This window comes from Iodobacter fluviatilis, assembly GCF_900451195.1.
Lineage (GTDB): Bacteria > Pseudomonadota > Gammaproteobacteria > Burkholderiales > Chitinibacteraceae > Iodobacter > Iodobacter fluviatilis.
In genome coordinates, this window is the sequence record NZ_UGHR01000001.1 from 851,645 (window position 1) to 875,583 (window position 23,939).

Sequence of the window (23,939 nt, forward strand, 5' to 3'; positions counted from 1 at the left end):
AAATCCTTGTGGCGTTAAGGATGAGCCGTGGTAAGTAAACCAGATTGAGTGGTCTGCTTATTGAATTTCCAATGAATGATCGAGTAGATCCATGTTTTTTAGCGCTGTGCAGCTATGCTGAACATGTAATTTTAATTGTGCTATTGCTTGCTTCAGCTCCTCTGAAGTGTGCTCGTTTTTCTCAAGTTTGGCGAGTAGTTCACCGAGTGGCAGTGCGCCCACCGTATTCGCTATGGCTTTCAGCCTGTGGCATTCTGTTTTAATTAAATCAAGCTGATTATTAGCTAGGGCGTCGTCAATGGTTGCAAGCCCGTTCTTCATGGCATCTGAAAAACGTTCGCAGTATTTGCGCTGGCGTGTGATTTCTTCACCCAGCATACTTTGCAGCTCCTGTTGGTTTATCCACTGGCCTTCAGTAGAAGGGGCAATATTTTTACTACTTGCCGAAGAAGGCAATTCCAGCTCAGTTTGCTGTCTAAAGCAAATCATTAATGCAAGATAGAGTTTTTCAGCCTGCACAGGTTTACCAATAAAATGGTTCATGCCAGCTTGGGAGCAACGTTGACGGTACTCTGCTGAAATATTGGCCGTCATTGCAATAATAGGAACTGCGTCATAATCCGGATTTTTTCTTAAAATCTGGCTGGCGGTAATGCCGTCCATTTCAGGCATTTGTACATCCATTAATATGGCATCAAAATGGTATTGCTGTGCTAATTGAATGGCTTCTTGCCCATTGTTTGCCAATATCACTTTAGCACCTTTTAGTTCTAATAATTCACTACCAATTTGTTGATTAAAAATATGATCGTCTGCAAGTAAAATTAGTTTGTCTTTAAAGAATAATTCATTGTTTTTTACTCTATCTGGTATTTCTAATACGGACGGGGCCATTTCCGCTTTATTAAGTACAATATGGAAGGTGAATTCACTGCCCTTGCCTAATTCACTTTTCATAGACAATTCACCGCCCATGAGTTGTACCAGCTGACGGCTGATTGCTAGTCCTAATCCGCTGCCACCATATTTTCTGGTAATGGAATTGTCTGCTTGTTGAAAAGACTGAAATAATAGTTTTTGCACTTCAGGAGTAATGCCTATGCCTGTGTCGATAATGCTGAATTGCAAAGTGTAATCATCTTTATAAGGATGGACAATGAGAGTAATACTGCCGCTGTCGGTAAATTTAATGCTGTTACTGAGTAAATTAAGCAGTACCTGTTTAATCCGTAAATCATCACCATGCAATGCAAGCGGGGTATTTTTATCAATTTGAATGTTAAGTATAAGGCCTTTCTCAGTGGCTTTATGCTGAATAAGCCCGCTAATATGATGAATAAGGTCAGATAAATTAAAATCTACAGTGTTTAAATCGAGTTTACCCGCCTCTATTTTTGAAAAATCCAGAATGTCATTGATTAAATCAAGCAAGAGCGTGCCAGATAAAGTGATTTTTTGCAGATAGTCACGCTGTTTTGGCGTTAATTCGGTTAACTGTGCCAGATGAGCCATACCCAGCACACTATTGAGTGGCGTACGAATTTCATGACTCATATTAGCCAGAAATACGCTTTTGGCCTGATTTGCGTTTTCTGCCTGTCGCTTTGCTGCTTCCAGTTCTTGTGTCCGTTCAATAACACGCAGCTCTAAAGTAGCCGCAAATTGCATGAGTGCTTCATCAAGTAATTTACGTTCAGTTAAGTCGCGGATCATTGCGGTAAAAATAGGTCTCCCATTGTTTTCTAAATAAGAAATTGCAATTTCAGCCGGGAAATCATGTCCTTGCTGATGTCTTGCTACTACGGGTCTTACAGAGCGGCCTTGCATTTGTCTTGGTTTTTCTTTATTTTTTGCAAATTGTATCATTTCTTCCCTATGCCCATTTGCAAGACCTGTGGGAAGTAAACATTCAATTGGCTGGCCCAGGATATCTTTTGCAGAATAGCCAAATAGTTTTTCTGCTGCAGGATTAAATAATATTATATTAAATTGTGCATCGGCACTCACAATGGCATCCATTGCTGTATTAATCATGCCTAAGAGTTGTTCTTGTTTGTTTAATATTTCTTTTTCTGAATTTTTTCTTTCAGTGATGTCACGGGTAATTCCTATGAAATTAGTTAAAATACCCTTTTCATTAAAGACAGGTGAAATGCTCAAATCATTCCAGAATAAATTTCCATCTTTGCGGTAATTTATAATTTCACCATTAAATTCTTTTTCAGAGTTGAGTGCATTACGAATGGCGGTGATGGTTTCAGGGCTGGAGAGAGGCCCTTGTAAAAAATTACAATTACGCCCAATAAACTCTTCTGAGCTGAATCCGGTAATAGCAAGCAGAGGTGGATTGACTGAAATAATATTACGGTTGGCATCGGCGATTAGCACTCCTTGTGATATTGCTTTAAGTGCAGCATCACTTAATTTTAATTGCTCTTCTCCTTGTTTAATTGCAGTAATGTCCGTCAGTAATACAAAAAAACCTTGAATCTTTTCTGCTTGAAAATGAGGGATATACTGTGCCAGCAGATAGGCTTGTTTGCCATCGGGTTTGATTAATGAGCGTTCATAGTTTTGTTCTTTACCTTCCAGTACCCCGTGAATGTAATGTTTAATGGCATGAAATAGCTCAGGGCCGAGTAAATCTTGCATCGCAATATTGTGGATTTGGGTCACACTATGATCAAACCACTGGCAATAGGCTTTATTCGCAAAAGAGCAATGTAAATCAGCTGTCCAGTAAGCCAGCATACTCGGTATGTTTTCGGTTACTGTCCGGATGAATAACTCACTTTGTTTCAGAGCTTCTTCCCGTTTACCCAATGTGGTCATTAAGTGGTTAACGCTGCTGAGTAGGCTTCCAATTTCATCGTTTTTGGCAATGGTAAGCGGGCGGGGGGGAATGTCACTATCCGCCATGGTATTGAGGCACTTAATTGCCGTGTGTAAGTGAGAAAGTTGTTGTTTTAAAATCCAAGCAATCAGCAGGGATAAGATCAGGGTCATTAGTAAAATAACCCCCAGAATATGCCGCTCTGCTTGTTGAATAGGGAAAAACGCCTCGGCAGTTGGAAGGGTAGCCGCAACATACCAGCCAGCCAAGTTTACTTTTTTAACGGAGGTGAGTACTTCGGTTTGGAGTAAATCAACAAAAATGCCTGATTCTTCCTGGCCCTGCATTATCCGGTCAATAACGGGGTTTACGCCTCTAGGGGGCGTTGATTTCATGACCAGACGTTGATCGGTGGCGGCGATGAATAAATGCTGTTCTGGGGAGATCAGGGCATAGCCCCGGTTTTACCGTTATTGTTTTTGATTTTTTCATTAATAAAGTTGGGTTTGTACAGATTAATGGCTCCGGATATGGCTGCGATTACTTGCCCCTGATTATTTTTAATCGGAACCGTGATCACAAATAGGGGCGTTTTTTGTTGCTGATCCTGTTGTGGAGTAGAAATCGTATTGATTCCCTGTGCCAGTGACTGTGTAACAGATGGCTGATGGAGGGCATAGCTGATGGGCTGACGGGCAAGGGAAACAGAAGGGATGATTAAATTGTTTTCGAGGGTGCTGATATAAATGCCTGCGTTAAATAACTCCTGTAGCACGCTGTGGTTTTCAAGCTCGGACTGAAGGGCTGGTGGGTTTTTTAAGGATTGTGCTGTTATTTTTTTTGCAAAATGCTCCAGAGCATTGATGTTTTCTTGTAAGTGATGGTCAATGTCATTGGCAATAATACTCACGCTGGAGAGTTGTTGATTACTGACCAGATGCTGCATTTCTTTTTGAAAAACACGTTTTGCATAGAATGTCAGCAATAAAATCGAAGCAACAAAGAGTAACAGCATCAATAAGATGACTCTGTTTTGCAGTGAGCGCAGTGGTCTCAAGTTTAAGATCATAGTGCTGTCAACTTTGAGTAAGTGTGCTTTTGTACTGAGCAAAGTGTGAATGATTGCTGGTACGCTATTTGAGCTGATTTATCATCTGACTAACGGTTAATGGTGTTTTGGAGCGCTTTGATTGCGCAGCTCAGCTGATCCTGAAAATCAGCATCGGCACTGATGGTATTAGAGACTTCATCTAAGCCCCGGCTCACAATGTCGATTAATGAGCTTTCCTGCCGTTCGGTTAATTGCAAACCCACTAGGGCCGCTTCAATGCGGGAAGTGACTGTGCTCAGAATAATGGCAATGGAGGTACGGCCGTTTCTTTGCTGCTCGTCGATTTTACTAAGGGCATCTGTGAGTGATTTAATCGTCGTTGCAATCGTAAGATCACGTTCTTCGGCCTTGACCATGATATTGAGTGCTTCAAGCCGGTATTCGGTTGATTCAATCAGGATGGCTAGGTTGTCGCGCAGGCGGCCACAAAGGTCTTCATCATGCTCTGGCATATTGCTGATCAGTACTCTGATATGCGGGTAAGTAATCGCCATCCGGCTTTTAAATTGGGTAATACGGTCCATTGTTGCCATATGCTGCAAAATCGAGGTTTCTAATGCACTTGCCGGCCCGCGCAAGTTCACGGCGAGTGATTCAGCACCGGGCAAAATAAGCTCTACCACGCTTTCAACTTCAAATAGGCCAATGGCGCTAATTAAGGCCTTGGCTAAATCGAGCGGGGTAGTGCAATTATTGAAACGCTTAATCCCTTCGATCAGCAAGCCCGTTTCACTCATGCTGGCCATGGCCAGCATGGCGGTATTGGTGGCGTATTGAGCTTGGGATTTTAATTGCTGCCGCTCTTCAATCAATTGCAGAACATGTGCCACTTTGGCTTGCAATACTTTAGGGTTTGCAGGCTTGAGGACAAAATCTTCTCCACCTACATCAAAGCCCTGCAGCCTGTCCTCAATGCCATCCAGCGCCGATAGAAACAGCACAGGCGTATCGCTGATATCAAAATCGTCTTTGATCTGGCGGCACAGCTCGTAGCCATCCATTTCCGGCATTTTTACATCAGCCAATACCAGTTTTGGGTGCTGCTGCTGCACCAGCTGCAAAGCAGCTTTGCCATTTTCTGCCGTAATCACATTGCATGTTTCGCTGAGGGCATCAAAGATAAAATCCAGCATAAAAAGATCATCGTCAACGATGAGTACCAGTGGCTTGTCGTTCATGATATTGATCCTTGGCTCAGGGCCGGAGGTTTTTAATGGATCTGTAGAATAAAAAATTTATCGCCTTGCCGCTTATTTGACGCTGGAAAGATGGCTTTCCCACATTTGTTTCCAGTGTATAAATTCGGTTGCGGGCATGGGGTGGCCGATCAGATAGCCCTGTACTTCGTGGCAGCCCATATTGGAAACCAAATCCCAGTCGGCCTGCGTTTCCACGCCCTCTGCCACCAGATTCAGGGAAAATTTCCGGCCTAAATCTGCGCTGTGTTCCAAAATAGTTCGGGCGGAGGCATCGGAGGTGGCGCCGCTGACAAAGGCTTTATCGATTTTTAATTCGGTAAATGGAATCTGAATTAAATGCTCCATGGTCGAAAAGCCCGTGCCAAAGTCATCAACAGAGAGGCCAAAACCCATAATCCTTAAGCGGGTCAGGATATCGAGGCTAAGCACATAATCATGGGTAAGCTGTGTTTCGGTGATTTCCAGTGTAATTAGCTCGGGGCTGATATTGCTTTCGCGTAATACTTCCTGAAACAGCTCTGGCAGCTCCAGCCGGTGCAGATTACCCATCGATACATTAATCGATAACTTGATGTGCTCACCCTGATCGAGCCATATTCGCAGTTGGCGGCTGGCCAGCCTTAATACACAGAGGGTGAGATCATCGATTAAGCCTAAAGCTTCAATGGCCGGAACAAATAAATGTGGCCCAAGCAGCCCGCGCAGGGGGTGACGCCAGCGGGCTAAGCTTTCCGCCCCAAGAACGCCGCGTCCGTTGGTGCTGACTTTGGGCTGGTAATAGAGTTCAACCTCACCTGCAGCAAGGCCGTTGCGTATTTCATCTTCAAGCAGTTGCAACTGGGGCATGTGGCTGCCTGCGTGCTCTGTGCCTGAATGCGCGGGGTGAAGGAGTAATATTTGAGCCAGCTCTTCTTTTTTGACCGGCTTGGTGAGCGATCCGCCCAGCTTTAAGTGAAAAGAATGAGCCAGCCGTTCTGCAGCTTTTAATACCTGCTTATCCATTGCGGAAAGAATGGCGATATAGCCTTCGTATTGCAGTAAACCCAGCTGGCGCAAAAAGGCGACACCATCCATATCGGGCATTTGTAAATCGCAAAAAATCCAGTCAGGCTGAGGGGGTAGGGCAAGTCTTTTAAGTGCATCTTTTGCTTTTAAAAAGGACATGATTTGCGTAATGCCTAAATCATTCAGATGTTGCTGGATGATTTCCAGAATAAAGCTGTCATCGTCTACTAAAAGGATGCAAAGCGGGCTGTGCTCCAGCACAGGCGTTGCGATTGGGTTTGGGCTGCTTGCACCATCCAGTAAGCCATTTTTTTGCAGCACTTCACAGCTTTGCAGGAATAAAGATTGCAGCTGCCTGATTTTTTCTGATTGCACATCGGATGGCGTGGTTTGATCGAGTTTTTCCATGGAGGCAAGCTGCAGGCCTAATGGCATTGCGCCAACAGTACGGGCGATCGATTTCAGCCTGTGGCATTCTGGGCCTATCAGGCTCTTGCTTTCATGAAGATAAAGAATGCTGGCCAGCCCTTCTTCAAAAAATTGCGCAAATTTCGCACAATATTTGCGCTGGCGATCGGCATCATCGCCCAGCATACTGCGTAATTCTGAAAAATCGATAATCTGGCCTGCATCACTGCTAGTGCTGCCGGTCTGGGATGCTTCTTCCCGCCGGGGAGGCTCTGCTTCTGGCTGAGGGCGATTTATAGCGGGCAGCTTTGTGGCCTGTGGCCCTAGCCAGTAAGCCAGAGTTTGATAGATTTTCTCTGCCTGCACGGGCTTGCCGATAAAGTCATTCATGCCTGCATTCAGGCAATTCTGGCGATACTCGCGCGATACATTGGCGGTCATGGCGATAATGGGGACGAGATCAAATGCGGGCATTTTTCTAAGGGCCAGGCTGGCTGTAATGCCATCCATCTGAGGCATTTGTACATCCATCAGAATCGCGTCGAAATGGTGTTGTTTGGCTAATTGCAGTACTTCAAGCCCGTTATTGGCAATCACCACTTCAGCGCCGGCTATTTGTAATAGCTCTGCACCAATTTGCTGATTAAACGGATGGTCGTCGGCCAGTAATATATGTTTCCCTACGAGGAAATGATCACTGATTGAATGATTCTGATGGGCCGGTGAAGGAGCCAACGCATTGATTTTTGGAAGGCTGAGGCTGAATTTAAATTCACTGCCCTGATCCGGCTGGCTGGTGACGGTTAATTCCCCGCCCATAAGCTGTACTAACTGGCTGCTGATTGCAAGCCCTAGGCCTGTGCCCCCATATTTGCGGGTAATTGAATTATCTGCCTGCTGAAATGATTGAAACAATTGCGCCTGTGCACAGACGGGAATCCCTATTCCTGTATCGCGAACACTAAAAGCTAGATTTTCATTTGAATCTAGGTTTACGGTTAAAGTGATTTTTCCGTCCTGAGTAAATTTAATGGCATTACTGAGTAAATTAATCAGCACCTGCTTGATACGTAAATCATCGCCCTGCAAGAATGAGGGAACTTGTATGCCAATTACAATATGAAGTTGCAGGCCTTTTTCTTCTGCTTTTTGCTGAATTAATTCACGTACATGGTCAATCAGCTCATGCAGAGAAAAATCATGGCTGCTGATTTCCATTTTACCGGCTTCAATTTTTGAAAAATCAAGAATGTCATTAATCAGATCAAGCAGGTGATTTGCAGAGAGCGTGATTTTTTGCAGGTAATCACTTTGTTTGGTATTTAAAGGGGTGAGCTGGGCCAAATGCGCCATGCCCAGTACGCTATTGAGCGGGGTGCGAATCTCGTGGCTCATATTGGCCAGAAATGCACTTTTTGCCAGATTGGCATTTTCGGCTTGCTGCTTGGCGGCTTCTAATTCATAGGTACGCTCAATTACGCGCTGCTCCAGCGTTGTGGTTAATTGCAATAAGCTGGTTTCATAGGCAAGCCGGTCTGTAATATTGCGCACCATGGCGGTGTAAATGGGGCTGCCAAAATTTTCAAGGTAAGAAATGGCCACTTCGATTGGAAACTCATTGCCATCGGCTCTTTTGCCCATCACCTGGCGTGCCGAGCTGCCGCCCATTTTGCGATGGCCTTCACCTTGCCCGCCAAATTTGTGCATCTGCTCACGGTGCTGTGCTGCCAGCTTAACGGGAATCAGTACTTCAATCGGGCAGCCCAGCATTTGTTGGGCCGGATAGCCAAACATATTTTCTGCTGCCTGATTAAACAGAATAATGTTGAATTCTGCATCGGTGGTGACAATGGCATCCATCGCCGAATCAATCATGCCGGCCAGCTGCGCCCGGTTGGCTAAGAGTGCATTTTCGTTATTTTTGCGTTCGGTAATATCATGGTGAGTGCCAATCACCCTCAGTGGCAGGCCTTTTTCATCGCGGCAGACCACCATGCCTCGATCAACGATCCATTTCCAGTTGCCTTCCTTGCTGCGGATACGATATTCATTACTAAAAAATGGTGTGTCGCCTTTCAGATGAGCTTTTACCTTGTTAATCACTTTGGGCCAGTCTGCCGGGTGCACCCGTTTTTCCCATTCCTGATAAGTATTGTTAATTTCTTCATCCGTAAAGCCGAGCATTTCTTTCCAGCGGCGGCTGTAAAAAATAGTGTTACTGCTTATATCCCAATCCCAAAGCCCATCGCCTGATCCTTCAATTGCAAATTGCCAACGGCTTTCGCTCTCTTTCAGCTCGCTAATGTCCTGAATACTCACCGGCACAATGCGGGCTTCTTCTTCAGTCGCAGGGATAGGGTAGGAGATCAGCGCTTGGAAAGATCTGCCCTGAAGTGTTTTAAGATTAATTTCGCTGCGAAAAATGGCATCCTTGTGCCAGAAAGCCAGCAGCTCCTGGCGAATAACAGTGAGCGCACTTTCACCAAATAAACCTGCAAAGCCTTGCATAAATTCAGCCTTACTTGCTCCTTCAAATAAGGCCAGTGTGGCAGGGTTGATATCAATCACTTTGAACATACTGATCATATTTAGTAAGGAAGACGGCGTTTCTTCAAGATAAGCCGCCAGATCAGTAATCCCCGCTTCACGCAGTGCGGTGAGATGGGTTAACAGCGCCGTCATATCCTGATTCCAGATCGACAGATCTGCTTTATCAAAAAGCTGTTGATAGCGCTGAGCTTGTTCTTGCAAATCAGACTTTTGCTGATAAAGCTCGCTTAAATCGATCAGGGTGATCAGCTGTGCTTTCTCTTGCCCTAGCGTTAATAGGGTCTGGCTGGCTTTAACTGTTTTAAAGCCGCCATTTTTACAGCAAATTTGCAGCTCTGAAGCAGGGGAAAGCGGGGCTGTGGCGAGCTGGGCCTGAGCATTACCCTCTTGCCAGCGGGCCAGATTGGGGAAGGCTTGCTCCCACCAGCGGCTTAGTTGAGGCAGATCTGCTTCCTGATAGCCAAAGCTGTTGCTAAATGCCGGATTCAGGTAAACGATTTCACCCTGTGCATTGAAAAGCACATGAGGGATGGGGGAAATTTGAATCAGGTGAAGGCTGTGTTTAAGAGGGCTGTGCTCAAAGGTGATGTCCTCTATTGCGCCGATATAGCCGGAAATTTGCCCGTGGGCATCCCAAAGCGGGCGGGTTTTTGCGCGGACATATCGTATTTCCTGATCCGGCGGCAAAATGCGAAATGAAAGCTCAAAATCAGCTTGTGTCCTGAGCGCCTGCAGCCATTGTTCGTGCACTAGTTTGCTGTCATCGGGGTGCAGACTTTTCAGCCATCCATAGCCCGCGCATTCTTCCGCTGTAAGACCAAACATCGTTTGTAAGGCTGAGTTGGTATAGCGGCATTGCCCGCTGGCATGACACAAGTAAATGCAGCCAGGTATCTGATCGATAAGTTGCAGCTGGCTTGTATCATTGAACACGGCAGGCATTAAGAGTGTCTCTTGAGTGGTTTGTTTGTTATTTCCTTTTACAGCTTAGGTTAGTCTTGACAAGCTTCAAGCTACTTGTAATTAAATGCCAATTTAAAGGTATATTTTTAGTTGGAAATTAGTCATTTTTTGTTTTTATATTGTAAGAATTGCTAAATGATATCTTATGCGTTTTGTTCGTTTTAGAAACTGCAGAGGTTTAAACGTAAAAAAACCCGGCAAGCCGGGTTTTTTTACTGCACAAAAGAAATTATTTCTTTTTTTGCGGAGGCAGGTCAGTACATACGCCTTTAAATACTTCGGCGGCCATACCAATCGATTCACCCATGGTTGGGTGTGGGTGGATGGTTTTGCCGATATCCACGGCATCGCAACCCATTTCGATGGCAAGGCAGATTTCACCGATCATATCGCCAGCGTGCGGGCCAACAATCGCGCCGCCGATAATTTGCTTGGTGTCTTGATCAAAGATCAATTTGGTAAAGCCTTCATCACGGCCATTGGCAATCGCACGGCCCGATGCTGCCCATGGGAATACGCCTTTGCCGTAGTTGATGCCGTTTTTCTTGGCTTCATCTTCGGTGACACCCACCCAGGCGACTTCCGGATCGGTATAAGCCACGCCAGGAATCACGCGGGCATCAAAGAAGGCTTTGTGATCGGCGGCGTTTTCAGCAGCAACGTGTGCTTCGTGTACCGCTTTGTGCGCCAGCATAGGCTGACCAACTAAATCGCCAATCGCAAAAATATGCGGCACATTAGTGCGCATTTGTTTGTCGACAGGGATAAAGCCGCGATCAGTCACAATCACACCGGCGTTTTCTGCACCCACTTTGCCGCCATTAGGCACGCGGCCTGTTGCATGCAGCACGAGGTCGTAGCATTGCGGCTCTTTCGGGGCATTTTCGCCTTCGAAAGTTGCCCAGATGCCATCTTCTTTGGCTTCTAGTGCAACGGTTTTGGTCTTGAGCATGATGTTGTCAAAGCGGTGGGCGTTCCATTTTTCCCATACTTTAACCAAGTCGCGATCCGCGCCCTGCATCAGGCCGTCGAGCATCTCTACCACATCCAGGCGTGCGCCCAGGGTGGAGTAAACCGTACCCATTTCCAGACCAATAATCCCGCCGCCTAAAATTAGCATGCGTTTTGGCACGGATTTAAGCTCAAGCGCGCCGGTGGAATCCACTACGCGTGGGTCATTTGGCACGAAAGGCAGTTTAAATACCGAAGAGCCAGCAGCGATAATCGCTTTCTGGAACTTGATGATTTTGGTCTCGCCAGTGACTTCTTTGCCTTCACCGGTAGTGATTTGCACTTCCAGATGGTGCGGGTCAATAAAGCGGCCAATCCCGCGCACGAACTCTACTTTTCGTGCCTTGGCCATGCCAGCCAGACCGGTGGTGAGCTTACCAATCACTTTTTCTTTAAAGCCACGCAGTGCGTCGATATCGACTTCTGGTTCGCCAAATTTAATCCCGTTGGCGGCCAAGTGTTTTACTTCGTCAATTACCGCCGCATTGTGCAGCAGGGCTTTGGAAGGAATACAACCGACATTCAGACACACACCGCCAAGCTTGGAAAAACGCTCAACCACGATGGTTTTCATGCCAAGGTCAGCAGAGCGGAAAGCTGCGGAGTAACCACCTGGGCCACCACCGAGCACGACCATCTCGCATTCATAGTCGGCAGCGCCGCTGTGGCTGCCCGCGACAGGAGCCGCTTGCGTTGCCGGGGCTGCTGCGGCCGGGCTTGGAGCCGCGGCAGGAGTTGCAGCAGCGCTTGCAGCGACTTCCAGAATCACTAGCAGGCTGCCTTCAGATACTTTGCCGCCAACGGCCACTTTTACTTCTTTAATCACACCGGCGTGAGTGGAAGGCACTTCCATCGTCGCTTTATCGGTTTCCAGTGCAATCAAGGATTCTTCAACGGCCACGGTGTCGCCGACTTTAACGAAGACTTCGATGATATCCACATTGTCATGGCCGCCGATATCGGGGACTTTAATTTCGATCAGATTGCTCATCATTTATTCCATTAATGGTAGCAAGTGCACCGTACACTGGTTCACATACTACAAAAGGAGTGAAAACCCAAACCTTGAACCTCGGAGGACACAGAGGACATGGAGTTTCACGGAGAAAAACTAAGCGATGGTTTTCTCCGTGTTGCTCCGTGTTTTAAGATTTGGGTTTTAGCATTAAATTTTTAAGCTGAGGCTTACAACACCAAGCGGCGGATGTCGCTTAAGAGCTTGCCGAGTTGCACTGTGAAGCGGCCAGCCAGTGCACCGTCGATCACGCGGTGATCGAAGGATAATGACAATGGGCACATCAGGCGTGGCACAAATTCTTTGCCATTCCAGATCGGCTTGATTTGCGATTTGCAAACGCCAAGAATCGCCACTTCCGGTGCATTGACGATAGGCGTAAAGCTGGTGCCACCAATGCCGCCCAGGCTGGAAATGGTAAAGGTTGCACCTTGCATATCGGTTGGCTTGAGCTTGCCCTCACGCGCCAGCGCAGATAGGTCGGTCAATTCTTTGGCGATTTGCTTAAGGCCTTTTTGATCGGCGTTTTTAATCACCGGTACAACGAGGCCATTTGGCGTGTCAGCAGCAAAGCCTATATTGTAGTACTGCTTCAATACCAGATTATCGCCATCCAGGCTTGCATTCACAGTTGGGAAGGCTTTCAGTACTTCGGCAGCGGCTTTAATGATAAAGGCCAGTGGCGAGAGTTTCAGGCCTGATTTTTCCCACTCTTTACCGATAGATTTGCGGAATTCTTCCAGCTCGGTGATATCGCATTCATCGTTAAAGGTAACGTGCGGGATCACTACCCAGTTGCGATGCAGATTGGCGCCGGATAACTTTTGAATGCGGGTGAGTGGCTTGGTTTCGATCGGGCCGAACTTGGCAAAGTCCACTTTTGGCCATGGCAGCAGATCCAGACCAGAGCCCGTGCCGGTAGCAGGAGCGGCCGCTGCATGTGGTGCTGCGGCAGCACCGCTCATGATGGATTTCACATAGGCTTGTACATCGCCATGCAAAATGCGGCCTTTAGGACCGCTGCCGTTCACTAGGCTTAGGTCAACGCCTAATTCACGGGCAAAGCTGCGAATCGAAGGCGAGGCGTGGGCTTTTTTGAAGCCTGCTTCGTTGATGGTGCGTGCTGCTGCCGGGGCGGCGGCAACAGGTGCAGCAGCGGGTGCGGCTGCTGGAGCAGCAGCAACACTTGCAACAGGAGCAGCAGCAACCGGGGCCGCTGCGGCTGGTGCAGAGGCAGCGCCTTTCAGTACGAGGATCAGTCCGCCTTCGCTGATTTTATCGCCCACTTTCAGGGAGATGCTTTCAACGACGCCCGCTTCTGGCGATGGCACTTCCATCGAGGCTTTGTCGGTTTCTAAGGTGATCAGTGATTGTTCTTTTTCAACGACATCACCGACTTTTACAAAAACTTCAATCACATCTACAGCATCGTGGCCACCGATATCCGGTACGCGCACTTCAATGCTGCTGGCCACGCTGGCGGCTGCCGGCGCTGCAAGCGGGGCAGGTGCCGGAGCTGGAGCCGCTGCAGGTGCTGCTGCAGGTGCTGCTGCAGGTGCTGCTGCAGGTGCTGCTGCAGGTGCTGCTGCAGGTGCTGCTGCAGGTGCTGCTGTGCTGGCGGTGTCTGCTGCTTCCAGCAGTAAAACGATGCTGCCTTCAGAGGCTTTATCGCCAATTTTAATCTTCATTTCTTTTACAACACCGGCGTGGGTCGATGGCACTTCCATCGTCGCTTTGTCGGTTTCTAAGGTAATGAGCGATTGCTCTACTTCAATGGTGTCGCCAGCTTTTACAAAAACCTCGATCACTTCAACGCCCTCGTGGCCGCCGATATCGGGGATTTTTACTTCAATCAATGTGCTCATATATACGAATCCTGTGAGGGGTATGGAGTGAGGAGGAGGGCACTTGTCCCTCCCCAGTGCTTTACCTTTCAGCCTGATGCCTGAAGGCAAAGCCTCACTGCTTTACACGGTCCAAGGCGCCGGGCGGTTTGCAATGCCATACTTTTCGATGGCCTCTGCAACTTTTGCTGCAGGAATTTTGCCTTCGTCAGCCAGGGCTTTCAGTGCAGCAACCGCAACGTGGAAGCGGTCAACTTCAAAGAAGCTGCGCAATGCTTTGCGTGAGTCGGAGCGGCCATAGCCGTCACATCCCAGCACTACGTATTTAGCAGGAACGTATTCACGAACCTGATCTGCAAACGCGCGTTTGTAATCGGTTGCCGCAATCACAGGCCCAGTACGACCTGTCAGGCATTCAGTCACATAAGGCACTTGCTGCGCTGCCATTGGGTTGAGCATATTGTGACGCTCAACGGCCATACCATCACGGCGCAACTCGTTAAAGCTTGGGCAAGACCAGATATCCGCATCCACACCAAAGTCGGCTTTCAGCAGCTCAGCCGCAGCGATTACTTCGCGGAAGATCGTGCCTGAACCCATCAGCTGCACTTTCAGAGCAGCGTCTTTTGCGCCTTCTTGGAACATATACATACCGCGCAGGATGCCGGCTTCTGAGCCTTCTGGCATGGCAGGGTGGCTGTAGTTTTCATTCATTACTGATAAGTAGTAATAAATGTTCTCTTGGTTTTGATACATGCGGCGCATACCGTCTTGCACAATCACCGCCAGCTCGTAAGCGAAGGTAGGATCGTAGGAAACGCAGTTCGGGATGAACTCAGCAAATAGATGGCCGTGGCCGTCTTGGTGCTGTAAGCCTTCGCCGTTCAGTGTGGTGCGGCCAGCCGTACCACCGACTAAGAAGCCGCGAGCGCGTAAATCGCCTGCTGCCCATGCTAAGTCACCAATGCGTTGGAAACCAAACATCGAGTAGTAGATGTAGAACGGAATCATGGTGACGCCGTGGTTGGCGTAGGAGGTTGCCGCAGCAATCCAATCGCTCATCGCACCGGCTTCATTAATCCCTTCTTGCAATACTTGCCCAGTTTTGGATTCTTTGTAGAACATCAGTTGATCAGCATCTTGTGGCTCATAGAGCTGACCCACATGTGACCAAATACCCAGTTGACGGAACATACCTTCCATACCAAAGGTGCGGGATTCATCCGGCACGATGGGCACGATGCGGTTACCAATTTGCTTGTCTTTTACCAGTGTATTCAGGATACGGACAAAGGCCATGGTGGTGGACATTTCACGTTCACCCGTGCTGCCCAGCAGGCCGCTTAATGCATCAAGGCCCGGCACTTGCAAAGGCTCATCTACCGGTTTTCTGGATGGCACAAAGCCGCCCAGCTCAGCACGGCGTTCGTGCATATGCTTCAGTTCCTGGCTGTCATCAGCAGGACGGTAGAATTTGCAGGCAATGGCTTCTTCGTCGGTCAGCGGGATATTGAAGCGGTCACGCAGATAAAGCAGATCGGTGTCTGACAGCTTTTTAGTGTTGTGCGCTACGTTTTGCGATTCGCCAGCAGCGCCAACGCCAAAGCCTTTTACTGTTTTAACCAGCAGCAGGGTTGGTTGATCTTTGTGCTCAACTGCGGCTTTATAGGCAGCGTAAACTTTGTAAAGATCGTTACCGCCACGGGTCAGACGCCAGATATCGTCATCCGACATCGCTGAAACGAGGTCGAGTAATTCTGGGTAAGCGCCGAAGAAGTGTTCGCGTACATAAGCGCCATTTTTGGATTTGTAAGTCTGGTATTCACCATCGACTACTTCCATCATGCGTTTTTGCAGCAGGCCTTTTTTGTCTTGAGCAAGAATGGCATCCCAGCCAGTGCCCCAGACTACTTTAATCACATTCCAGCCTGAGCCACGGAAGTCGCCTTCCAGCTCCTGAATGATTTTGCCGTTACCACGTACAGGCCCGTCTAGGCGCTGCAAGTTGCAGTTAATGACAAAGATCAGATTGTCGAGCTTTTCACGGCCAGCAAGAGAAATCGCACCCAGCGATTCTGGCTCGTCCATTTCACCATCGCCGCAGAAGCACCAAACTTTACGATCGCCTTTTTGCTTAAAGCCACGATCGTCCAGGTACTTCATAAAGCGGGCCTGGTAAATCGCCATCAGCGGGCCAAGCCCCATCGATACCGTTGGGAATTGCCAGAAATCAGGCATCAGCCAAGGGTGTGGATAGGATGATAAGCCACCGCCTTCTACTTCACGGCGGAATTTATTCAGCTGGTCTTCAGTAATACGGCCTTCAAGATAGGCACGTGAGTAAACGCCAGGCGCAGAGTGACCCTGGAAATAAACCAGATCGCCACCGTGGTTTGCGCTTGGTGCGTGCCAGAAGTGATTCCAGCCCACATCGTATAAAGTGGCTGCCGAAGCAAACGAGGAAATATGGCCGCCCGGCTCTGCTTCGTCGCGGTTGGCTTTTACCACCATTGCGGCTGCATTCCAGCGGGTATAGGCCAGAATCCGTTCTTCCAGATTAGGCTTGCCAGGGTGCTTGGCTTGCAGGTGCGCCGGAATCGTATTGATATAAGCGGTTGTAGCGGTATACGGAATATTGACGCCATCTTGGCGTGCATGATCTACAAGCTTTTCAACCAGGAAATGGGCGCGCTCTGCGCCTTCTTTTTCGAGGACGCTATCGAGTGACTCCAGCCATTCTTGCGTTTCTTGGGGATCGAGGTCATGAAGCTGCTCTGCCATTGGTCTCTCTACCTTGTGAGTGGGTTAATACTCCGCATATTTTGATGCGGAGGCAGGCCGGTTGTGTGGACCAGCCTGCTTTAAAAGGCCTGCATTGTAATAGGCATATAAAAATACATCCCGTTTAACGGGGGGTATTTCGCTTGTAATAATTCACCAGACCGTTGGTCGAAGCGTCATGGTTAGTGGTTAAACCTGGAGTTGTTAAATCGGCCTCAATGGCTTTTGCCAATTGTTTGCCTAATTCAACACCCCATTGGTCATAGGAATTAATATTCCAGACCGTGCCTTGTACGAATACTTTATGCTCGTACAAAGCAATTAGTGCACCTAAACGCCGCGGTGATAAACGCTGCATTAAGATGGTATTGGTTGGGCGATTACCTTCAAATACTTTATGCGGAACTAAAGCATCCTGTTCCTCGCCGGTAATACCCTGTGCATCTAATTCTGCGCGAACTTCCGATTCATTTTTACCGCGTAAAAACGCTTCTGTCTGGGCAAATACATTGGCCATTAGAATCGTATTGTGCGGTTCAGGAATATCCGGATGTTCTATTGTGGCAATAAAATCGACGGGTACGATTTGGCTGCCCTGATGCAATAACTGGTAATACGCGTGCTGGCCGTTAATACCGGTATCACCCCATACAACAGGCCCGGTGCGATAATTCACGCGTTTTCCATTCAAATCAACCGTTTTACCGTTTGATTCCATATCCAGCTGTTGCAAATACGCCGGAAAGCGATAAAGCGATTGATTATAAGGAGAAATAAGCTGGGTGGATGCGCCAAAGAAATTAACGTACCAAACCCCAAGCATGCCCATAATCACTGGCAAATTCTGCTCTAATGGCTTGCTGCAGAAATGCTGATCCATGGTATAGGCACCATGCAGCAAATCTTGGTAATTGTGTTTACCTAAATAAATAGCAATCGGTAAACCAATTGCGCTCCACAGGCTATAGCGCCCGCCAACCCAATCCCAAAATTCAAACATATTCTCGGTATCAATACCGAAGTCACTCACGGCCTTTGCATTGGTTGAAACCGCTACGAAATGCTTGGCAATATGTTTTTCATCCCCGGAAGCTTTTACAAACCATGCTCGTGATGTACGGGCATTGGTTAGCGTTTCCTGGGTGGTAAATGTTTTGGAAGAAATAATAAAGAGCGTTGTTTCTGGATTTAGCTCTGCCAGTGTAGATACAACCTGGTCGCCATCAACGGTGGAAACAAAATGCATTTTCAGGCGCTTGTGGCCGTAATCTTTCAGTGCCTGGCAAACCATCAGCGGGCCCAAGTCTGAGCCGCCAATACCGATGTTTACAATATCGGTAATCGCTTTGCCGGTGTAACCCAGCCATTCACCTGAGCGGACTTTATCCGAGAAGATGCCGATTTTATCTTTAACGGCATTCACTTTAGGCATGACATCTTCGCCATCCACAATCAATGGATGCTTATCTAGGTTGCGCAGCGCAGTGTGCAATACCGCACGGTTTTCTGTGCTATTGATTTTCTGGCCCGCAAACATGGCTTTGATACGCTCTTGCAGGCCGGATTGCCGGGCCAGATTCATCAGCAAAGTCATGGTTTTTGCTGTGATGCGGTTTTTTGAGTAATCAAAAAACAGGCCGCCTGATTCAAGTGAAAACTTTTCAAAGCGCTGTGGATCGTCCTTAAACAGATCGCGCAGATGCAAAGAAGACACTTCATTGAAGTGTTCTTCTAAAGCAAGCCAGGCTGGAGTTTGTGTCAGGTTTTGCATGTGTGGATAAGTCCTTAAAAATCAGCTGTAGTTGTCATGACCACGAACACGCTTTTCTTTGAGGCTGCGCTTCATTTTTTCGAGTTGGTCTATGAGTTCTGGTCCGCGCCTGAGTGCTACACCGACGGCAAGTACGTCAATAATCACCAGGTGCACAATTCGGGTAATCATTGGGGTGTAAAGATCAGGATCTTCCATCGTGTCGGCAAAAAGACAGAGCGAGCAACGCTTGGCCAGCGGCGATTTGGAATGGGTTATCCCAATCACATCGGCCCCGGCATCGCGGGCAATTTCTACTGAGCGCAGTAAATCAAGGGTGCGGCCCGAGTTGGAAATAGCAACAACGGCATCCCCCGGCCCCAGCATGGATGCGCTCATACCGTGCATATGCGGATCGGTATATGAAACAGTCGGTACGCCTAAGCGGAAAAACTTATTCTGTGCATCTATTGCGACAGCACCTGATTGCCCTTGCCCATAGACCTCAATTTTTTTGGCATTCGACATGATCGTGATGGCACGCTCCAGTACTTCGGTGTCGAGCTCATTACGGCAGCGCAGCAGGTGCGAAATATTATTGTCGAATAATTTACGTGCCAAATCATGTGCTGAATCGTCGCGGCTCACCATGGAGTGCACATAGGGCACGCCGGATACCAAGCTGCGTGTGAGGCGCAGCTTGAAATCCTGCAAGCCAGAGCAGTTGAGTGAGCGACAAAAACGAATCACGGTAGGCTGTGAAACAAGCGCTAAGTCGGCAATTTGCGCAATCGGGGCATTGGCAACTAGATTAGGTTGCTCAATAACCAGCTCTGCCACTTTTCGTTCTGATTTGCTGAGGCTGTCGAGTGCGGCCTTGATACGTTCGAGCATGTCTTTTTCTCACTCAAACACGAGTTTTATGGGGGTGAAGCCCTTGTGTAAAATCTTCCCGGCTTTGAATACTTGCTAGGAAAATTTTGCAAAAGCACTTATCAGGGAGTTGAAGCATCCGGATCAGGCTGCCCAGAACACGTGTTTGGCACTTTCTGCCTTATCAAGAACACGGCGGATAGGGTATTGCTCTGAAAGTGGTTTTTGCTCAAGCAGAGCCGCTTTCAATAATGCTTTTTTACTCTCGCCAGTGATATGTACGATTACCGAACGCGCTTTGGCAAGCGTAGGCAGGGTGAGCGTAATGCGTTGATGCGGCGCTGCCGGAGGGGTGACAGCCGCGCACAGAGCGCTAGATACACAGGCGCTTTCAAGCTCTGTAGCATTGGGAAAAAGCGATGCGGTATGGCCATCATCACCCATGCCCAAAATCAGGACATCCAGTGGCGAGGGCAGAGCAGCGAGGCGTGCTTCAATGCTTGGCTGGCCCTCATGGGCGGAGCTGGCGTTCGACACTTGTGAAATAAAAGTCGCTTTGGCTGCTTTATCCTGCAGCAGGTTTTCACGTGTCAGGCGTTCATTGCTATCTGCATGATCGGGAGCAACCCAGCGCTCATCGGCTAAGGTAACGATGACTTTTGACCAGTCTAATTCTTTTACGCGCAGGGCTTTAAACATGCCTGCCGGAGTTCTGCCACCTGAGACGGCAATCCCTGCCTGGCCGCGTGTAGCAATAGCCGTGCTTAATTGCTCAGCAATAAAATCTGCCAGTTGTTGATCTAATTCGTCTTTGGATGAACATTCGTGCCATGACAGTGATGACATGCTTTACCTCATGATAATGAAAGAGCGGGCCAGAAAACCGGCCCGCCTGATTCAAATACTTGATTTAATCTTCTTCGTGCCAGCATAGGCCATCACGGGACAGCAGGGCGGATGATGCTGCCGGCCCCCAAGTGCCTGCAGTGTATGGCTTAGGGCCATCAGAGCTGCTTTCCCAGTTATCAATAATGGGCTCAACCCAGCGCCATGCAGCACGCTGCTCGTCGCGGCGTACAAACAGCGATAGATCGCCACGAATCACATCCAGCAACAGGCGCTCGTATGCTTCAGGGCTGCGTGTTTTGAAGGTTTCTTTGAAATCCATATCCAGATGCACAGGACGCAGGCGGCCTTGATTGCCCGGCTCTTTTGCCATCATGTAAAGGCGTACGGATTCATCTGGTTGCAGCTGAATAACCAAGCGGTTTGGCGTGCTGGCAGTGCGGCCATAAATAGAATGGGGTGCTTCACGGAAATTAATCACGATCTCAGCAAGACGCTCGGATAAACGTTTGCCGGTGCGCAGATAAAACGGTACACCTGCCCAGCGCCAAGTTTGAATTTCAGCCTTCAGTGCAACAAAGGTTTCGGTTTTTGAGCCAGCCGGAACATCTGGTTCATCAAGATAGCCAGGTACTGGCTTGCCAGCGACTGCGCCAGCGCGATACTGACCGCGCACGACTTTGGTGTGCACATCTTCAGTAGAGAGGGGCTTTAAGGCGCGTAAAATTTTGAGCTTTTCATCACGAACCGCGTCGGCATCAATCGATGCAGGCGGCTCCATGGCGACAATTGTCAGCAGCTGTAAGAGATGGTTTTGTACCATATCACGCAGCGCACCGGTTTTATCGTAGAAATCGGCACGCGATTCAACACCTACCTGCTCGGTCACGGTGATTTGAACATCGCGAATCCATTCTCTGCGCCATAGTGGCTCGAGCAAGGTGTTGGCAAAGCGCAGAGCCATTAAGTTCTGAACAGGTTCTTTGCCCAGATAATGGTCGATGCGATAAATTTGGTGCTCTTGGAAATATTCACCGACTTCGTCATTAATCTTGTTTGATGAAGCTAAATCATGTCCCAATGGCTTTTCAAGCACCACGCGGGCATTGCCAGCGGCAAGGCCAACTTCAGAAAGGCTTTTTGAAATAGGGGCGAATAAATCAGGTGCAGTTGACAGATAAAACACGCGAACGCGCTTTGGAAAGGCATTCAGTGCATCGGCCAACTTGGTGAATTCTGCAGGGTGATTGGCATCCAATTGCAGATATTCAATCCGTTCAGCAAACGTTGCCCAGTCGGCGTCATTGTAGTGTTTGCCCAGATAGCCTACAGCTAAAGCATGTGCTTTTTTGAGGTAAGCGGCAGTATCTGGAACGCTGCGGCCCAAACAGACGATGCGTCCTTCCAGGGGCAGATTGCCTTCTTGATGTTGATGGTAGAGCGCAGGAAGTAATTTGCGCATTACCAAGTCGCCAGTGCCGCCGAACAGCACCATGTCGAAAGCGTCGATCTGAGTCATCCGCGAGAGTCCTTATTCTTGAGTCGGTTTTCGGGCCTTGGCGGGCACGTAAGACTTTGTAATCTTACTACACAGCTAAATAGCGGCGCAAACGAAATTCGCCAAGGGCCCTGAATGGTGGGGGTTAACACGTAGCGCAGAATGGTAACCCTGTGTAAATGTTGACTATTGATGCAGCGCAATGAAATGAAATTTCCAAGCTGCTGCGGTTGAAGTTATAGGTGCTTTGTAGTAAAACTACGATCAATTTTACAGAAATGCACGTGGCGTGCTGTGATCGCGCCGTAACTCGGAGCCTTTGTCTATGTCCGTTCATCCCAAGCTTGCCGAAGTCACTGCGCGTATTATCGCAAGAAGCCAAGGCCCACGCTCCCGTTATTTAGCCCGCCTTGAAAAGGCGGCCAGTAAGGAGCCGCTGCGTAAAGGCTTAGCCTGTACCAATCAGGCTCATGCCTGGGCCGCAGCGCCAGAAAACGACAAAATTATGATGCGTGAAATGCGTCAGCCCAATCTGGGAATTGTCTCTGCTTACAATGACATGCTGTCGGCGCATCAGCCTTTTGAAGCCTTCCCCGCCATCATCAAAGAAGCCGTGCGTCATGCAGGGGCTACCGCTCAGTTTGCAGGGGGCGTTCCCGCCATGTGTGATGGGGTAACACAGGGCCAGCCAGGCATGGAGCTCAGCCTGTTCAGTCGTGATGTGATTGCGATGTCTACCGCTGTTGGCCTGTCGCACAATGTGTTTGATAGCGTGGTTTGCTTAGGGGTCTGCGACAAGATTGTGCCGGGTTTACTGATCGGAGCCCTGCAGTTTGGCCATTTGCCAACCGTTTTTGTGCCCGCTGGTCCGATGACTTCGGGTATTGCAAATAGTGAAAAAGCCAAGGCGCGTCAGTTATTTGCTGAGGGTAAATGCGGGCGCGAAGAGTTGCTGGCTTCTGAAGAAGGTTCTTACCACGGTGCGGGTACTTGTACCTTCTTTGGTACAGCCAACTCAAATCAAATGTTGATGGAAGTGATGGGCCTGCATTTGCCGGGTGCAGCTTTCGTTAATCCTAACACTCCCTTACGTGAAGCCCTGACTGTTGCTGCGGCGCAACGTGCGATTGCCATTACTTATAAAGGCGATGAATTTACGCCGGTAGGTAAAGTGGTCGATGAAAAATGTATCGTAAACGGCATTGTTGGCCTGATGGCCACGGGCGGATCGACCAATCACACCATTCACTTGATTGCCATTGCACGCGCTGCGGGCATCATTATTGACTGGAGCGATTTTGACGATTTATCAGCCATTATTCCTTTGCTGGCAAAAATTTATCCTAATGGCTCGGCCGATGTAAATCACTTCCATGCTGCGGGCGGGATGGGTTTCTTGATTCGCGAATTGCTCGACGCGGGCTTGTTGCACGAAGACGTGCTGACGGTAGCAGGTAAGAGCTTGCGTCCGTATGCCAACGAGCCTTTCTTGGGTGAGGATGGCAAGGCGGTATGGCGTCCGGCCCCGCTTGAGCCTATCGATGACAATGTGGTTCGTCATGCAAGTAACCCATTTAGTGCAGATGGTGGTTTACGTTTACTGGCGGGCAATCTGGGCCGCTCTGTCATCAAAATTTCTGCTGTTAAGCCAGAAAATCGCTGTGTAGAAGCGCCAGCAATTGTGTTTGATGATCAGGACGATGTGCTGGCTGCATTTAAGCGTGGCGAGCTAGAGAAAGATTTCGTGGTGGTTCTGCGCTTCCAGGGGCCGCGTGCCAATGGGATGCCAGAGCTGCATAAGCTGACACCTGTGCTGGGCCTCTTGCAGGATCGTGGTTTTAAAGTGGCTTTGGTGACCGATGGCCGTATGTCAGGCGCATCAGGTAAGGTGCCTTCTGCGATTCATATGACGCCGGAAGTCTTGAATGGCGGCCCTCTGGGCAAGGTAAGAAATGGCGACATCATCCGTCTTGATGCAGATGCGGGTGTGGTTGAAGCAAAGGTCGATGCTGCTGAATGGGCCGCGCGTACCGTGGATACAGCGGATCTGTCCGCTAACGAGCATGGTATGGGGCGCGAGTTGTTCGCCACATTCCGGGCTGCAGCAACTGGCGCTGAAGAAGGCGCAATCAGCATGGGCCTTGCCCATTAATGAAGTCATTCAGATTGGCTTTATTCCTTTGCGTCATGGGCGGCTAAAAGCATGCACAAGCGTATGAAAATGGAATTAACCCAATCTGATCTATTAAATA

General features: G+C 48.6%; 12 protein-coding genes. 1 reads left to right on the top strand and 11 read right to left on the bottom strand.

The window, feature by feature from the left end:
- Window positions 1-57: 57 nt before the first annotated feature.
- The 11 genes from DYD62_RS03860 to zwf all read right to left on the bottom strand — a co-directional run bounded on the left by DYD62_RS03860 (window position 58) and on the right by zwf (window position 21,708).
- Window positions 58-3,228 (bottom strand): PAS domain-containing hybrid sensor histidine kinase/response regulator, encoded by a 3,171-nt coding sequence (locus tag DYD62_RS03860; RefSeq protein ID WP_115226150.1) that lies wholly within the window; start codon window positions 3,226-3,228, stop codon window positions 58-60.
- Window positions 3,229-3,278: 50 nt separating this feature from the next.
- The gene (locus DYD62_RS03865; protein ID WP_147288262.1) at window positions 3,279-3,848 is read right to left on the bottom strand and encodes a PDC sensor domain-containing protein; all 570 of its coding nucleotides are present in this window, start codon (window positions 3,846-3,848) and stop codon (window positions 3,279-3,281) included.
- Between the two features lie 143 nt (window positions 3,849-3,991).
- Complete coding sequence (locus DYD62_RS03870; RefSeq protein ID WP_115226152.1) at window positions 3,992-5,122, bottom strand: response regulator; 1,131 nt, start codon at window positions 5,120-5,122, stop codon at window positions 3,992-3,994.
- Window positions 5,123-5,194: 72 nt separating this feature from the next.
- Window positions 5,195-10,048 (bottom strand): EAL domain-containing protein, encoded by a 4,854-nt coding sequence (locus DYD62_RS03875; RefSeq protein WP_115226153.1) that lies wholly within the window; start codon window positions 10,046-10,048, stop codon window positions 5,195-5,197.
- A gap of 250 nt (window positions 10,049-10,298) precedes the next feature.
- Entirely contained in the window at window positions 10,299-12,071 is a 1,773-nt protein-coding gene (gene lpdA / locus DYD62_RS03880; protein WP_115226154.1) for a dihydrolipoyl dehydrogenase, read from the bottom strand.
- A 194-nt stretch (window positions 12,072-12,265) separates the two neighbouring features.
- Window positions 12,266-13,960: a dihydrolipoyllysine-residue acetyltransferase gene (aceF, locus tag DYD62_RS03885; RefSeq protein ID WP_115226155.1), complete on the bottom strand. Its 1,695-nt coding sequence runs from the start codon at window positions 13,958-13,960 to the stop codon at window positions 12,266-12,268.
- Between the two features lie 102 nt (window positions 13,961-14,062).
- On the bottom strand, window positions 14,063-16,720 hold the full coding sequence (gene aceE, locus DYD62_RS03890; protein ID WP_115226156.1) for a pyruvate dehydrogenase (acetyl-transferring), homodimeric type: 2,658 nt from the start codon (window positions 16,718-16,720) through the stop codon (window positions 14,063-14,065).
- A 124-nt stretch (window positions 16,721-16,844) separates the two neighbouring features.
- A complete protein-coding gene (gene pgi, locus DYD62_RS03895; protein ID WP_115226157.1) occupies window positions 16,845-18,491 on the bottom strand; it encodes a glucose-6-phosphate isomerase in 1,647 nt (548 codons plus the stop codon).
- A gap of 21 nt (window positions 18,492-18,512) precedes the next feature.
- Window positions 18,513-19,364: a transcriptional regulator HexR gene (gene hexR / locus DYD62_RS03900; RefSeq protein ID WP_115226158.1), complete on the bottom strand. Its 852-nt coding sequence runs from the start codon at window positions 19,362-19,364 to the stop codon at window positions 18,513-18,515.
- Between the two features lie 123 nt (window positions 19,365-19,487).
- Complete coding sequence (pgl, locus tag DYD62_RS03905) at window positions 19,488-20,189, bottom strand: 6-phosphogluconolactonase (protein ID WP_115226159.1); 702 nt, start codon at window positions 20,187-20,189, stop codon at window positions 19,488-19,490.
- A 64-nt stretch (window positions 20,190-20,253) separates the two neighbouring features.
- Window positions 20,254-21,708: a glucose-6-phosphate dehydrogenase gene (gene zwf, locus DYD62_RS03910; protein ID WP_115226160.1), complete on the bottom strand. Its 1,455-nt coding sequence runs from the start codon at window positions 21,706-21,708 to the stop codon at window positions 20,254-20,256.
- Window positions 21,709-22,012: 304 nt separating this feature from the next.
- Between zwf and edd the strand changes: the two genes are divergently transcribed.
- Window positions 22,013-23,839 carry a phosphogluconate dehydratase gene (gene edd, locus DYD62_RS03915; RefSeq protein ID WP_115226161.1) on the top strand — a complete coding sequence of 609 codons (1,827 nt, stop codon included), beginning with the start codon at window positions 22,013-22,015 and terminating at the stop codon, window positions 23,837-23,839.
- Window positions 23,840-23,939: the final 100 nt, after the last annotated feature.